The organism is Pseudomonas sp. TJI-51, assembly GCF_000190455.2.
Classification (GTDB): Bacteria; Pseudomonadota; Gammaproteobacteria; order Pseudomonadales; family Pseudomonadaceae; genus Aquipseudomonas; species Aquipseudomonas juntendi.
Map to the genome: position 1 here is coordinate 1 of NZ_AEWE02000075.1, position 14,716 is coordinate 14,716.

The 14,716-nt window shown below is 61.6% G+C and carries 13 protein-coding genes; 1 reads left to right on the top strand and 12 read right to left on the bottom strand.

Going from position 1 to position 14,716, the window contains the following annotated elements:
- Positions 1-19: 19 nt before the first annotated feature.
- The 6 genes from G1E_RS16770 to G1E_RS16795 form a co-directional block, all read right to left on the bottom strand.
- Entirely contained in the window at positions 20-1,438 is a 1,419-nt protein-coding gene (locus tag G1E_RS16770) for an efflux transporter outer membrane subunit (protein ID WP_047149957.1), read from the bottom strand.
- A complete protein-coding gene (locus G1E_RS16775; RefSeq protein ID WP_009682395.1) occupies positions 1,435-2,310 on the bottom strand; it encodes an HlyD family secretion protein in 876 nt (291 codons plus the stop codon). The genes G1E_RS16770 and G1E_RS16775 overlap by 4 nt, the downstream gene beginning before the upstream one ends.
- The gene (locus tag G1E_RS16780; RefSeq protein WP_009682394.1) at positions 2,307-2,519 is read right to left on the bottom strand and encodes a DUF1656 domain-containing protein; all 213 of its coding nucleotides are present in this window, start codon (positions 2,517-2,519) and stop codon (positions 2,307-2,309) included. Before G1E_RS16780 ends, G1E_RS16775 begins: the two co-directional genes overlap by 4 nt.
- On the bottom strand, positions 2,516-4,603 hold the full coding sequence (locus G1E_RS16785) for an FUSC family protein (protein ID WP_009682393.1): 2,088 nt from the start codon (positions 4,601-4,603) through the stop codon (positions 2,516-2,518). Before G1E_RS16785 ends, G1E_RS16780 begins: the two co-directional genes overlap by 4 nt.
- Positions 4,600-5,052: a MarR family winged helix-turn-helix transcriptional regulator gene (locus tag G1E_RS16790; RefSeq protein ID WP_029885345.1), complete on the bottom strand. Its 453-nt coding sequence runs from the start codon at positions 5,050-5,052 to the stop codon at positions 4,600-4,602. The genes G1E_RS16785 and G1E_RS16790 overlap by 4 nt, the downstream gene beginning before the upstream one ends.
- Positions 5,053-5,262: 210 nt before the next feature.
- Complete coding sequence (locus tag G1E_RS16795; RefSeq protein WP_033690303.1) at positions 5,263-6,057, bottom strand: tetratricopeptide repeat protein; 795 nt, start codon at positions 6,055-6,057, stop codon at positions 5,263-5,265.
- 207 nt (positions 6,058-6,264) lie between these two features.
- Here G1E_RS16795 and G1E_RS16800 point away from each other — a divergent pair, with 207 nt between their 5' ends.
- Positions 6,265-6,825 (top strand): WYL domain-containing protein, encoded by a 561-nt coding sequence (locus G1E_RS16800; protein WP_009682390.1) that lies wholly within the window; start codon positions 6,265-6,267, stop codon positions 6,823-6,825.
- Positions 6,826-6,933: 108 nt separating this feature from the next.
- Here the strand turns inward: G1E_RS16800 and G1E_RS16805 are convergent, their stop codons facing one another.
- The 6 genes from G1E_RS16805 to G1E_RS16830 form a co-directional block, all read right to left on the bottom strand.
- The gene (locus G1E_RS16805) at positions 6,934-7,797 is read right to left on the bottom strand and encodes an ABC transporter permease (protein WP_009682389.1); all 864 of its coding nucleotides are present in this window, start codon (positions 7,795-7,797) and stop codon (positions 6,934-6,936) included.
- 13 nt (positions 7,798-7,810) lie between these two features.
- Positions 7,811-8,674 carry an ABC transporter ATP-binding protein gene (locus tag G1E_RS16810; RefSeq protein WP_009682388.1) on the bottom strand — a complete coding sequence of 288 codons (864 nt, stop codon included), beginning with the start codon at positions 8,672-8,674 and terminating at the stop codon, positions 7,811-7,813.
- Between the two features lie 6 nt (positions 8,675-8,680).
- The gene (locus G1E_RS16815) at positions 8,681-9,700 is read right to left on the bottom strand and encodes an ABC transporter substrate-binding protein (protein ID WP_009682387.1); all 1,020 of its coding nucleotides are present in this window, start codon (positions 9,698-9,700) and stop codon (positions 8,681-8,683) included.
- A 17-nt stretch (positions 9,701-9,717) separates the two neighbouring features.
- Complete coding sequence (locus tag G1E_RS16820) at positions 9,718-10,617, bottom strand: TauD/TfdA family dioxygenase (protein WP_009682386.1); 900 nt, start codon at positions 10,615-10,617, stop codon at positions 9,718-9,720.
- A gap of 197 nt (positions 10,618-10,814) precedes the next feature.
- Positions 10,815-11,156: a hypothetical protein gene (locus tag G1E_RS16825; RefSeq protein ID WP_009682385.1), complete on the bottom strand. Its 342-nt coding sequence runs from the start codon at positions 11,154-11,156 to the stop codon at positions 10,815-10,817.
- A 212-nt stretch (positions 11,157-11,368) separates the two neighbouring features.
- A partial coding sequence (locus G1E_RS16830; RefSeq protein ID WP_157050336.1) for a type I secretion C-terminal target domain-containing protein occupies positions 11,369-14,716 on the bottom strand: 3,348 nt, incomplete at its 5' end.

Genomic DNA, 14,716 nt, shown 5'->3' on the forward strand with positions numbered 1-14,716 from the left:
GCTTGCCGGCGATTGGGCCTCAAGGCTTTAAGGTGTCCTTCCAGCCACCACCGAGGGCGAGGAACACACCAATTTGCCCCAACGCCACTTGGCTATCGGCCGCTGCCAGTTGCGCGCGCATGTCAGTATAGGTGCGGGTCGCCTGCAAGTCCGCCAGGAACGACTCACGCCCGGCCTGGTAGTACCGGTGCGTCTGGTCAGCCGCATCCTTGGCCGACTTCTCTGCCTCGGCCAGTGCGTCACGCCGGTCCAGCAGGGCACTGTACTGCGCCAGGCGAGTCTGGGTCTCGCGGATGGCGTTCAGCACCACACCGTCGAAATTCGCCAAGGCTGCTTGCGTAGAGGCTTCGGCCATGCGGATGCGGGCGCGTGTGCCGTTGGTGGGGATGCTCCAGCTGATCTGCGGGCCGAAACCCCAGCGGTTGGTCGACGGCTCACCAAGGTTTTCCAGAATACCAATCGTGCCCACCTGGGCACCGATGCTGATGTCCGGGTACAGCGCGCCGGTAGCAACCCCGATAGAGGCAGTTGCTGCGGCCAGCTGGCGTTCGGCCTGGCGCACATCAGGCCGGCGTTTGAGCAACGCAGCACCGTCGCCCACCGGCACCAACTGGTTCAGGTGCGGCAGCTCGGCACAATCGGCGGTTCCGGCGGGCAACTGGTCTACCGGTTTGGCCAATAACGCAGCCAAGGTGTACAGGCCGGTTTCACGCTCGGCCTTGAAGCGCGGCAGTTCGGCGCGCAAGGACTTGAACTGGGTCTGCGAGCGGGTGACCTGGGTTTCATCGCCACGACCTGCATCACGCAAGCGCTGGTTAAGCTTTACGCTTTGCTCCTGCAAGTCGAGCGACTGGCGGGCGATGTGGTATTCCTCGTTGGCCGAGCACACTTGGGTATACGCCTTGACCACGTCGGCCACCAAGGTGATGCGGGCGGTATCGGCAGCAGCCTGCACCGCGTCTGCATTGGCCTTTGCAGCCTCGGTACCACGCTTGAACGTGCCCCACAGGTCGAACTGATACGAAGCGCTGATGATGGCCTCGCCAATGTTGGCCACCGGCACCTTCTCAGGTTGCAGGAAAGCTTCGCCAGACTCCTGCAAGCGCTGGGCACCCAGTTTGACGCCGCCGTTGAAGCCACCTTGCGACTCGGCCACTTCGACCTGGGCGCGGGCCTTGGCGATGTTGGCCGCGGCTACGCGCAGCTCGGTATTGGCACTCAGGGCCTGGCGCACCAGCTCGTTCAGCCGTTGATCCTGATACAGCTGCCACCAGTCCTCGGGCACCGGCGCCGAAACCACGCTGTCGGCATCCTGGCGCAGCGGGCCATTAAGGTCGCTGCGTTGCACCGCCGCGTCCTTCGGCACCTCATAGTCGGGGCCGACCATCATGCAGGCCCCCAGCGACAGGCACAGGCCAGCCAGGATGAGCTGTTTCATGGGTGCTGGCCCTCGATGATCGACACCGTGGCGGTACGCCCGGCGATCATGCGGAAGTCCTCTGGCACTTCATCAAACGCAATGCGCACCGGAATACGCTGGGCCAGGCGCACCCAGCTGAACGCCGGGTTGACGTTGGGCAGCAGGTTGGCGCCGCTGCTGCGGTCGCGGTCTTCGATGCCGGCGGCAAAGCTCTGCACATGGCCGCGCAGGCGGGTGTTGTCGCCCATCACGCGGATATCCACGGCATCGCCGAGGTGGATGCCGCCAAGCTTGGTTTCTTCGAAGTAACCGTCGACGTGGTACGAGGCACTGTCGACCACCGACAGCACCGGGCGGCCGGCGGTGACAAATTCGTGGTTACGCGGCGCACGGTCGTTCAGGTAACCGTCCACCGGGCTGCGTACCACCGAGCGGTCGAGGTTGAGCTGGGCGGTATCGACTGCCACCTGTGCCTCGCTGACGGCCGAGCGGGCGCGGGCCACGCGGGACTGGCTTTCCTCCAGTTGCTCGGCCGCCACCAGGTTGCCCAGCTTGCGGTTGCGCTGTGCTTCGCGGGAGGCCTGGGCCAGGGTTTCCTGGCGCTCGCCGAGGGTGGCCTTGGCCTGGCGCAGGGCCAGGGTGAAGCGGTCCTGGTCGATGGTGAACAGCACGTCGCCGCGCTTGACTGTCTGGTTGTCGTGCACCTCGACTTTCTGGATCAAGCCCGACACATCGGGGGCGATCTGGATCACGTCGGCGCGGATATGGCCGTCACGCGTCCAGGGTGCAAACATGTAGTAGACGACCATCTGCCACACGAGCACGGCGGCGAAGGTCACTACCAGCAAGGTCAGGACCACACGGCCCAGGGTCAGCAAAGGTTTTTTCATGGCAGCATCAGGTTTCGGCAAAAGTGGTCCACCGCGCCAAGCAGCACGGCATACAGGGCAACGTTGAACAACGCCCGGTGCCAGACCAGGCGGTAGAAATGCATGCGCACCAGCACCGCGTGCAACCCAAGGAACAGCAGGTAGGTGCCAAGCATCATCACCAACAGCGTGGGCAGGAACACCCCGCTGATATCCAGTTCACCAATCACAGGGGCGCTCCGTCGAGGCCGGCAGGCAGTTGCAGTTGTTCGGCGGGTTCGAGCATCACCTCCACACCTGGCAGCAGGGCAAGGCGCAGGCCGCTCAGCGCATGCAGCAGGTGGGTGCGGGCATCGCCACGCTCGTACAGTTCATCCAGGTTCAGCGCCAGCCGCGCCCGCTCCATGTTGCGCAGCAGCGCAGCCGGCGCATGCAGGCGCTGGCCAGCGTGCAGGCAGGCGGCGTAGTGCGCACCCACTTCGGCAACCACGGTATTGAGCCGCTCACGGGCCTGCCGACCAGCGCGCGGCAGGTAGGCCAGCAAGTCGAGCAGGTTCAACCCAACACGCAGGTCACGCAGTGCTACACCGCTGTCCTGGCCCGTTTGCGAGAGGCGCGGCAGGTGCTGCATCAAGCGGTCGAGCATCTGCACGCCAAGCTTGCGGTGTTCGGCCAGGGTCGCCGGCACGGTCATTTCGACAATGTCGCGCCAGGCGAAGCGGGTCATGCGCTTGGCAGCCAGCTCTACCCCAAAGGGGCGCATGACCAACGTCCAGATGAAGGCGAACAGCAGGCCGACAGGGCCGGCCAGGTTGGAATTCAGGAAGGTGAAGAAGTCGGCATCATAGGCGCCCTGGATGCTGATGAAAGTCGAGGTGTTGACGATGGTCAGCAACGTGCCCAGGTAAAAACGCGGTTGCACGGTCAGGGTGCCGACGCAGATGAACGGCACGGCAAAGGCCAGCACCAGCATCGGGAAGTCGTGCAGGTTGGGCAGCACCAGGAACAGGTACAGGCTGGAGAAGATCACCGACAGCAAGGTCCAGAAGAAGAACCGGTAGATCTGCGGTGCCGGGTCGTCCATGGCCGCGAAGAAACTGCACGACACGGCCGCGAGAATTACCGCGCTGGCGCCGTCGTTCCAGCCCAGGCCAATCCACAGGCCACAAGCGACGATGATCGCCAGCACCGTGGTGGCCACCGAGTACAGCATCAGGCCACGGTCGAAGAACGGTGTCAGGCGGCCCAGGCGCCAGTGCCGGTACACGGCCCGCCAGGGCGTGGCATCGTCGGTGCGCAGGGCATGTTGCAAGGTGCAGCAGTCCTGCCACAGGTCGGCCCATTCGGTCAGCCGGTACAGGGCGTTGGATAACAGCAGCTCGGCGCGCTGGTCGAGCATGGCGGCAGCGGGCTGCAGGCGCTCGATCTGCTCGTGCAGCGCAGCCCAGCGGGCGACAGAAGCGCTGGCGGCAGTCCCTTGCAGCCATTCGCGAGCGCTGGCGAGCACAGGCTGCAACTGGGCGAACTGAGCCGGGGCGCGGCCCTCCAGTGCAACCAGCGCATCATCGAGCGCATCGATGACCGGCAGCAGGTGAATCATCCGCCCACGCAGCTCACGGGCGTTTTTCAGGGTGTGCGGGCCAGCCCCTTCGTGGCCGAGCTGGCCGATCATCAGCTCCAGCGAGTTGAAGGTGGTGACCATCGCCCCGCGCATGCCGCCGACCTTGTCGGTGCTGCCAGCGCGGGCCAGGTAGGTATCGCTGTAATTAAGGGCCTCGGTAAACCAGTTGCCGGTGGCGCCGACCACCACTGGGGCCAGCCGGCGAGGCCAGAAAATGGCGCCAACGACGGCTGCGCAGACAATCCCCAGGCAGATTTCCTGGGCGCGGGAAGACGCGACCTCAAACACCGCCAGGGGGTTATCCACAACCGCCAGTGCGATCATCGGCAAGGTGTAGCCGGCCAGCATCAGCATGTAGTTGTTGGCCGTGCGCAGGTTCAGCGAAAGGAACAGCAGGGTGCCGGTCCACAGGGCGATGGCAATGCTCAGCAGCAACGGCGACTGTACCAGCGGTGGCACCAGGAGGACCGCCCCCCCGGCACCGAGCAAGGTGCCCACGGCACGGTACAGCGCCTTGGAGCTGGTTGGGCCAACGAAGGGGCTGGAAACGATGTACACCGTGGCCATGGCCCAGTAGGGCCGCGGCAACTGCATGAGCAGGGCAATGTACAGGGCGATCATCGAGGCCGCGAAGGTGCGCACACCGTAGAACCAGTCCCGCGCCGGGGGGACCGAGCTGAAGAAGCCGCTCATGCCACCCCGCCTGCACCGCCCAGGCCGGCAGCCTCGAAGGCGCGCAGCACGCGCAAGGCGGCTTCCAGGTCAGCCTGATCGATGCCTTGCAGCACATCCCTGCGCACGCGCACCAGTTCGGCTTCGATAGCTTCGGCCAAGCGGCGGCCTTCTGCGGTGAGGCTCAGGGCCTTGGCGCGACGGTCGAGGGGGTCTTCACTGCGGCAGACCAGGCCGGCCTTGCACAGTTGGTCGAGCAGGCGTACCAGTGACGGGCTTTCCAGGCCGGCTGCCTGGGCCACCGCTACCTGATGCACACCGTCGCCGAGGCGCACGATCATCAGCAGCGGCGCAGCGCAGGCCTCGGAGATGCCGTAACTGGTCAACGCGCAATGGCAGATGCGCCGCCAATGGCGAGCCGCAACTACCATGCCACTGCTGACCTGCAGGCGCAGGAGATCAAGGGACATGAACAGTATCCAGGTATATTCATAGTTTGCTAACTATCAATATACGCTCATACCTCCCCCTGTCGTCAACAGCGGGTGACGAGGGGTATGGATGAATGGTTGTGCATGCTGGAGGGTGTATTGCCTGTGCTGGCCCTATAGCCGGCAAGCCGGCTCCCACAGGTATTGCACACATACTGCAGCCTGTGGTCGCCTGTGCGAGCGGGGGAATCAGGGGTGTATCTGGTCTTCCAGCTTCATGGTCAGGGCGAGTGTGCTGCCCATCTGCAAGGCGCGGTCGCGCCACTGCAGGTAGCGCACGCTGTCACGGCTGCTGAAATGCACCGCCAGCTCTTCGGCCGCCTGTACCACCCCTGCGGCTGCCGCCAGTTCCAGCCAGTACGATGCAGCCTTGATGTCGGGTTCCACGTACAACCCGTGCATCAAGCGATAACCCACCTCGAAGCGGCAACGCGCTTCGCCACGCTCGGCCCCGCGCATGAACCACTGGTAGGCCTGCACCAGGTCTACCTGCCATTGCTGCTCGCCATCGCACACTTCTTCTTCATACAGGTCACCCAGGGCCGCCGCGGCATGCAGCATGCCGCGCTCGAAGGCCTGCCGGTAGCAATCCGCCGCCTGGGCATAGGAGGGGTCGATACCCTTGCCGAAGTAATGCTGCTGCCCCAGGTTGAACCACGCAGCAGCATTGCCCTGCAGTGCCGCCATGCGCAACAGGTGCCCGGCCAACACGGTGTCAGCGCGCCAATACTTGCCGTTGAGCCAGATCCAGCCGAGGTCGTTGAGTGCCGCTACGCTACCTTGCAATGCCTGGCGGCGCAGGTCGGCGTAAACCGCCTGCAGGTCACTGGCTTCGTCCAGGCGGTTGATCAGCAGCGAGCGCTGGCTGGGCAAGCCTACCCCGGCGAACAACCGATGCCGCCTGCCGGCCGGTGCCGGGGCGGCGATGACCCGTTCGGGCAAAAGGCGGGCAAGCAGCGAATGGATATTGCTGGCAGCAGACATGTTCATCCTCATTGAACGACGCACAACCCCAACCTTCGGCTGTGATGAGGCGTGATTCTGCGTGATGTCACGTCAAAACCTGTCGCGAACGATTCGGCACCAGGCAACCAAATGCGACTTACTTGATCTGAGCAGGTCGTGGCCAATTGCCATGCCCCTCGCCTGCCGCCATGCTATGACGGCAAGCCTAGACAAGGACGTTATCTTTTGCCGTTCGCCACCACTCGCGCCACCCTCAGCCGTCAATGGGCGCTGCTGCGTCAGCTACCCAGTCGCTCCCCGGGCATTACCAGCGCCGAGCTGGTGTGGCGCCTGCGCGACGTGGGCTTCACTGTCAGCAAGCGTACCGTTGAACGCGACCTGAATGAGCTTTCGTTGATTTTTCCGCTGGAGCGCAATGACAAGAGCATACCGTTCGGCTGGCACTGGGCGGCCAGTGCCGTGGGCGAACTGCGCGGTAATTTCGACTTGTTGAGCCACTTGCGCGGCGATGCATTGCAACCGGCCCAGGGGGAGGGCGTGGAGTTGGTGGCGTGGATCAGGGATGCATTGGCGCGGCAGTTGCGCGAAGCGCCGCTGAGCAGCGACATGCAGCTGACGGCGCTGGAGCATGGGCACCGGCTGCGAGCCACGGTCAGCGATGGCTGGCCGCTGCGCTGGTGGCTGTTGAGCCAGGGTGATGGGGTGGTGGTGGAGCAGCCGACGGGGTTACGCGAGGAGATTGGCAAAACCCTGAGCAATGCGGCTGCGCAGTACCAGAAGCTGTAGCCTGTACTGCCCCTATCCCCGTCAAGCCAGCTCGGGCACGCCAAACGCCGCAAGCAAGATTGTCGCCGACCTTAGGCGCTGGCTTGCCGGCGTCCGGGCCGGTACAGGTCAGCGCTGCATCCCCCAGCGCCGCACGGTCAGCCGCTCAAGGGTATTGAACACCAGTCCTTCTACCAGCAGACCAATCAGGATCACCACCGCCAACCCGGCAAACACCTTGTCGGTATACAGCTCGTTGCGATTCTGAAAGATGTACCAGCCAAGCCCGCCTTTGCCACTGCTGGCCCCGAACACCAGCTCAGCAGCGATCAGGGTGCGCCAGGCAAATGCCCAACCGATCTTCAAACCCGACAGGATCGATGGCAAGGCCGCCGGCACCAGGATGTACAGCACTAGCCGCAGACCTTTCAGGCCATAGTTGCGGCCTGCCATGCGCAGGGTCTCGGACACGCCGAGGAACCCAGCGTAGGTGTTGAGCGCCAGCGCCCAGAGCACCGAATGCACCAGCACGAAGATCAAGCTGTTATCACCCAGGCCGAACCACAGCAAGGCCAGTGGCAACAGCGCGATGGCCGGCAGTGGGTTGAACATCGAGGTCAGCGTGCCCAGCAAGTCACGCCCCAATTGGGTCGAAACGGCCAGACTGGTCAGGCCGAAGGCAAGGACGATACCCAGCACATACCCTTTGATCAGGATTACCAGCGAAACCCCGACCTTGGCCAGCAGCTCGCCACTGACCAGGCCGTCCCAGAGGGCCACGGCGGTTTGCAAGAAGCCGGGCAGCAGCAAGTCATTGCTCTGATAGCGGGCGACCGCCTCCCAGAGTACGGCGATAACCAACAGAAGTGCCGCCTTGCGCAGCCAGCCCTGCTGCCACAGGCGCTGGGCCAAGGGTAATTGCCGCTCCACAGGCACACTGAGCAGGGGCTGCAGTTGCACTTCATATTCCCGGCGTAAAGGGGTAGTGGTCATGGCTGAGACTCCTTCAGTAAGCAACGCGAATATCGTTGAAGCCAAGACCTTCATGCGGCTCGGGCGTATCCGCCTCGTCGAACAGCAAGCGGTGAATGCGCCGGGCACTGGCCTGGAAGTCACTCCCGCCCAAGCTGCCCAGGTCATACTGATGGCTGTGCACCTCAGCACGCACCCGCCCTGGGTGGGGCGACAGCAACAGGATGCGGTTGCCGACCACCAGTGCTTCTTCGATGGAGTGGGTCACGAACAGCAAGGTGAAGCGGACTTCCTCCCATAACGACAGCAATTCTTCCTGCATCTTTCGCCGGGTCAGGGCGTCCAGAGCAGCAAACGGCTCGTCCATCAGCAGGATCTTCGGCTGCGTGGCCAAGGCGCGAGCAATCGCTACGCGAGCTTTCATGCCGCCCGACAAAGTGTGTGGGTAGGCATCGGCGAAAGCCGCCAGGCCGACCTTGTCCAGGTAATGCAGCGCTCGCTCCTGGGCCTCGGCACGTGTTAGCTGGCCCGACACCAGTAGCGGGAACATGACATTCTGCTTGACCGTTTTCCACGGTGGCAGCTGGTCGAACTCCTGGAACACCACAATACGGTCAGGCCCTGGGCCGCGGATCGCCTGGCCCTGCAACAGCATCTGCCCTTCCTCGGGCGCAATGAACCCGGCTACTGCCTTGAGCAAGGTGGACTTGCCGCAACCGGACGGCCCGAGCAACACAAAACGGTCGGCAAGGTCGACTTCGAAGCTGACTTGGTGAGTAGCGCGCACCACGCGCTGCGCGGTGCGGTATTCGAGGCTGAGGTTGTCCACCTTGAGCAAAGGCGGTGTGGCGACACGGCTCAGGTTGCTGGCCGCGTGGCCTGGCAAAGGGGCGGTCATGATCGCTCAGCTCCCCTGCAACGGGCGTTCATCCTGGAAGAAATAGTCCTTCCACGATTCGGGCTTGTGCTTGATGGCGCCGACCCGATACAGGAAATCGGCCAGCTTGTAGGTATTCTTTGGCGTGATTGTGAACTCGTATTGCGGGTTGTCGATCAGCTTGATCAGCGCGTCGCGGTCGATCTTGGCCTTGGTCACGCGGATGTAGGTATCGGCAGCGGCTGCCTTATCGTTCTGGGCGAAGTCTGCCGCTTCGGCCAGGGCGTCGACAAAGGCCTTGTAGGTTTTTGGGTTGTCCTTGCGGAATTTTTCGGTGGCAAACAGCAACGTCGGCGAGTTGGGGCCGAGCAGGTCATAGCTGTTGAGCACCACGTGCACGTTCTTGTTGGCCAGTACCTGATCTTGGAACGGCGGATTGGAGAAGTGCCCGTTCAGTTCGGTGCCGCCGGCCAGCAACGCGGCAGTGGCGTCTGGGTGCGGTACCGCCAAGGTAAACTTGTCGAGCCGGTTGTATTCCTTGTCGCCCCACTGTTGGGCAGCGGCGTACTGCAGGAAGCGCGACTGCACCGAAACGCCTACCGCCGGCACCGCGATGCGGTCCTTGTCGGAGATGTCGGCAATAGTCTTCACATTGGGGTTGCTGCTGACCAGGTAATACGGGAAGTTGCCCAGCGAAGCCACGGCCTTGACGTTCTGCCGACCCTTGGTGCGGTCCCAGACGGTCAGCAGCGGGCCGACGCCAGCGCCGGCGATGTCCACCGAGCCAGACAGCAAAGCGTCATTGATGGCCGAACCACCCGACAGTTGGGCCCAGTCGACTTCGATGTCGATGCCCTGCTCTTTACCGTGCTTCTCGATCAGGTGCTGGTCGCGTACCACGTTAAGTAGCAAGTAGACGATGCCAAACTGCTCGGCTATGCGGATCTTGCCTTCTGCTCGTGCCACGGCAGGGGCTGCCAGACTGCTGGCGACCAGGCTAACGCCCAAGCCGATACTTGCCGCCAGGCGGCTGATGGGTTTGCGCATGATGGTTTCCTCAGTCTTCAGAAAGGGGCATCGCCCTGGATAGTGGTGCGGTAGAGCTTGCGCCGCAGGTGGGAGGGGCAACCGGTAGCCAGGTGGATCAGCGAGCGGTTGTCCCAGAACACCAGATCATGGGGCTGCCACTGGTGGCGATAGAGGTTCTGCTCCAGTACGCTCAGGGCGTACAGCTGTTGCAACACGTCGCGGCTTTCGTCGTCTGGCAGGCCAACAATGCGAGTGGTGAAGCCTTCGCTGACAAACAGCGCCCTACGGCCGTTTTCCGGGTGGGTACGCACCACCGGGTGGATGACCTCCTTCACCTGAGCCAGCTGCTCGGCAGTCAAGGTCGGGCGCCAGTTGCCCTCAAACTTGGTTTCTGCGTAGCGGGCAGTGTACGAGTGAGCGGCACTGCGGCCTTCGACCACTTTGCGCAGGGCGTCAGGCACGGCGTCCCAGGCTTTATGCATGTCGGCAAACAGGGTGTCGCCACCTTCGCTGGGCAACTCCTGCGCATGCAGCATGGAACCCAGGCTAGGCAGTTCCTTGTATGACAGGTCCGAGTGCCAGAACTTGCCGGCGTCACCCAGACCGATGTGCTGGCCGTTTTCGATGATGTTGGAAACGATCAGGATCTCGGGGTGGCCAGCAAGCAGGAACTGCTTGAGCACGTGGATCTGCAATTCGCCGAAACGTCGGCTGAAGGCTATTTGCTGTTCCGGGCTGATGCGCTGGTCGCGGAACACCAGCACATGATGATCGAGGTGGGCACGACGGATTCGGCTGAAATCCTCGGCGTTGACAGGCCTGGCCAGATCCAGGCCGATGATTTCGGCACCGGAGGCTCCGGCGAACGGGCGGATTTCGAAGGGTTGCGGCTGGGCGCTGTCGATGATCGACAATGCGTTCGAGGCGGCTGACATTATTCACTCCCACGCAGTGCGCGACTTCAATTCGCGCAACGATCAGAAACGCACGGGGATTTCCCGTGTGGGTTCAAGTCGTGCGGCGCATCGATTGGTCGACGGGTACGCAGTGGAAGCAACTATAAAGTCATAAACAAGATATTTTAAATACCGTTAAGGAATATCAATAGCATCGCAACCGAGGCGTCATAGCCTCAGATCAACCCGCCCTGCTCATCTTCGTCGATCAGGTTATTCAGGCTGCTGAGGGCCTTGCGCGCGGTAGCGCGGTTCAGCAGCTTGGCCTGTGCCCCCGGCGGCAGGTCAGTGATCTTGAATACCCCTTTGGCAGTCAGCACATCGATCAGGTCTTCAAGTACGCGGATCATGTCCAGGTCACTTTGCTTGAGCTGATTGAGGCTGTTTTCCACGACATCATCGGCAAACCATTCCTGAATATCGGCGTGGTCGGCGGGGAGCATCTCGGTGAACGCATCAAAAGCGGCTGCCTCTACACGCAGCAACTCACCGGCGGCATTGCGTTGCACGTAGAACATGGCGGTGTCCCTCGTCACTTTGGTTCCTTGTTGGTAGGCAGCAGCATAGGCAAAGATCAGCGGGCACGCAGGCCCAACGCCTGATTATGCGCTGTCGGAAGATGCCGGGAAAGAGCCGGCACGGCCATTACCCGGTTGATGGGGCCCTTGCGGGCGCGGCTTTGTGGGATCAAGCAGGGGCCACGACGGTAAGGCGCGGCCCCTTCAACACATCAGCTGTCCTTGTTATGGATGATGATGGTCGGGTCAGCACCACTGATCAACGAGTTGATCGTGGTGTTGGACCAGTTCACCCCTTCGAGCTTGATGGTCACATCGGCATTGGCGATACCCCCTGCGGCGTTGAGCTTGCCTTCGCTGCTGACCTGCAAGGTGGTTGTACCTTCAACCGTGGTGAGTTTCAGGTAATTGTCGATGGTGCTGCCCTTCTCGCCTTGCAGCAGATCGCTCAAGTCGATCTTGTCCTTGTCCCCCATCTTGAAGTCTTTGATGACGTCGTTACCGAAATCACCCGCCTTCCACACGAAGGTGTCTGCGCCGCTGCCACCAATCAGGATATCGTCGCCCTGGCCACCGATGAGGGTGTCGTTCCCGGTACCGCCCAGCAAAATATCGTTGCCTTTGCCACCATCGAGCGTGTCGTTACCACCTTGGCCAAAGAGAATGTCGTTGCCGTTGCCGCCCGACAGGATGTCGTTGCCGTCTTTGGCGCCGGAGATGTCAAACTCGTTGTAATGCTCAGTGATGTACTGGTGGACATTGCTGGTGGTGATGGAGCTGACATCAACGCCGCTCTTCTGTGCAACGTAGGTTTGCAGTGCCTGGTAGCCCTCGCTGACGACACCATTGAGGGTAATCAGGTCGCCGAAGATGATGTCGTTGCCGTTGCCACCGTCGATGGTATCGGCACCTGGCAAAGTGGCTTCGGTATGACCGAGAATCGCCTTCGCCAGGTCGGACGGGTCGATGTTGGTCTGCGGCTTGCCTGCGCTGTCGTAAGGCTTCAGATCATTGAGGCTGATGTCGTCGTTCAAGCCAATAGCGTAGACCTTGCTCAAACCGGGAACTGTAGAACTGCCTCCCAACAGCACGAAGCTGTCGGTCGTATTCGAGGCTGAATCATTCCAGTTCGAGGTCGTGCCCTTACCAGTGCCGCCCTGGCTGGAAAACTCGTAAGTACCATCGCCTTGAGCATGAATCGTACCCAGCGTGTCGCTGGAGTAAAGAACGAAGTTACCCCATATGTTATAGCCATAGGTCGAGACTTTGACCACGCCAGTACTGCTGATATCAACTTTGTGCGTCGCATCAGCCCATTCGCTGAAGGTGCCCCCCACTTTGTAGTTGTTGACATTGACAACATCGTCGAGGGTCTTGCCACCCGTCCACAGCCGTTTGTCGGTAACTTCATTGCGTTGATAGAACGTCGGTTTGCCGTCCGTGATGAAGTACGTCAGGTTGTCCGCACCGGCGTTTCCGGTAGCCATCGTGCTCTTGAAGAAGTTTGCAGTAGTCTTGAAGGCGTCTTCGTAGTTAGTACCGCCACCCTCTGTCCCACCTTGCATCGACTTCAAAACAGCCTGCAATTGGCTGAGGGCATTCGGGTCGGCAAGGTTCACTGCGACGTTCATGTTGACCTGCGAATCGAAGTCCACCAGGAAAATGTTTACCGTACCCGACGTGTCGGAACCCAAGCTTGCTTTGAGCGTGGAGAACACCGAAGCCAGCTGCGACTTGGCAGCAGCAATCGAGTCGTCAGTCATACTGCCGGAACTGTCCACGATAAACGCGATGTTGTAGTTCTTGCCCGCTACAACGTTCAGCCCGGAAACATCTGCAACAATGATGTCGTTACCTTCGCTGCCAGTCATGGCGTCGTTGCCCGATGTGCCTACGCTGGCCTTGTAGGTCGCGGGATACACGGTTACCGGGATATTGCCGGTGGTAATAGCCGAACCACCCACGCTTTCAGTGGCAGTCGAGATGACCGTGACGTCGAACGAACCTTTGTAGTAGGTCGGTGGCGTGAGCGTAAGGCTGCTGAGTTTCCAGCCCGTTACATCCACCGGCGTGCTGCCTACCGTGACGGTATGGCCTGCACCGTCGCTGAGTACGGTCCCTTTGGGGATACCACTGAGGCTTACGCTCAGGGTTTCCGAACCGTCAATGTCGGTCAGGGCGGTGGAGATAGCCACCAGTTTGACCGAGCCGCCTTCCGGCCCTTCGTTGAGCTTGTAGCCGTCGTAGTAGCTCTGCCCGTTCACAGTGTGCAGATCGGACACGCCCAGGCCAGCCTTGGCCATCTCGGTCACGTTCTGGTACATCTTGATGTTCGAGCTGCTCAGGTCGGTGACAGCACCGGTGCCGACCTTGATGTTCAGGTCATAGCTGCCTGGGCCGGCCTGGTTGGCATGGTAGACCTCGATCGGGTAGTAGCCGCTGGTGTTCGGGATAAAGGTCCCCGACACCTGGCCACCAGCACCCCAGGTGGCAGTGACCACAGTCTTGCCGCCGATGGTGACCACGAAGCTGTCGTCTGCAGTGCCGCTGAAGGTGTAGGTCTTGCCGGCTTCGAGGTAGATCAGGCCAGAGGTTTTCGAGCCGGTGCCACCTGCAACGCTGCCATCGGACTGAACATTGGTCGTGGTGCTGCTGGAGCTGGCACTGCCCGAGTTGGCAAAGACCGCCTTCAGGTCATCGCCGGTAATGCCGTTACCCCCCGTGCCCAGACCTTTGAGGCTGTTCCAGACTTCCTTGGTGAGGCCTTTGGAATCGATGTCGGCGCTGCCGAAACTCAGCGTCGGCTTGTCGGCAACCGGGCGAATGTCGACCTTCATGGTCGAGTCAGTGCCTACGTTGGTGCCGTCATTCGGCTTGAACTTGAATTGCGCGTAGTCGGCTTGCTGGTTGCCCACGCCGGTGCCGCCATAATTATCGGTACCCGACTCGTTGCGCAGCGGAACGAACTTCAGGTTGCCGGCCTCGATGCTGGCCTGGCTGACAACCTGGCCAACGCCCACATTGGTCCAGGCCGTACCGTTGAAGAACTGCAACGTGCCGGAACCCGGGATCGAGCTGATGGTTACCGACAGACCAGTGTTGCCATCGGGGTCGGAAACATTGAAGTCGCTCCAGGCAAACACATAGTCGGTGTCTTCCACACCAAACACTGCACCGTCGCGCGAAACCGGCACGTGGTCGTTGTCCACGATGGCCGTGGTAACGCTCGACTTGCTGGTATCCACCTGCAGGTTCTCGAACTTGCCACCCGACACGCCTACGATCGTTACCACAAAGTTTTCGGTACCTTCGACCAGCTTGTCGTCGATGGTGCCGATGGTGAACGTGGTACCGCTGCTATTGGCCGGAATCTTCACAGTGGTCACACCGATGAAGTCCTCGCCGTTCTTGGCGGTGCCGCTGTAGCTGAGCGTGACGGTGACTTCGTCCTTGGCCTCGTGGGTGAGGTTCAGGGTGTAAGTACCCGTCTCGCCTTCGTTCAGAGACGTCGTGCCGTTGATGCTGACTTTGGCAACGTCACCTTGGCCAGACGGTTCATC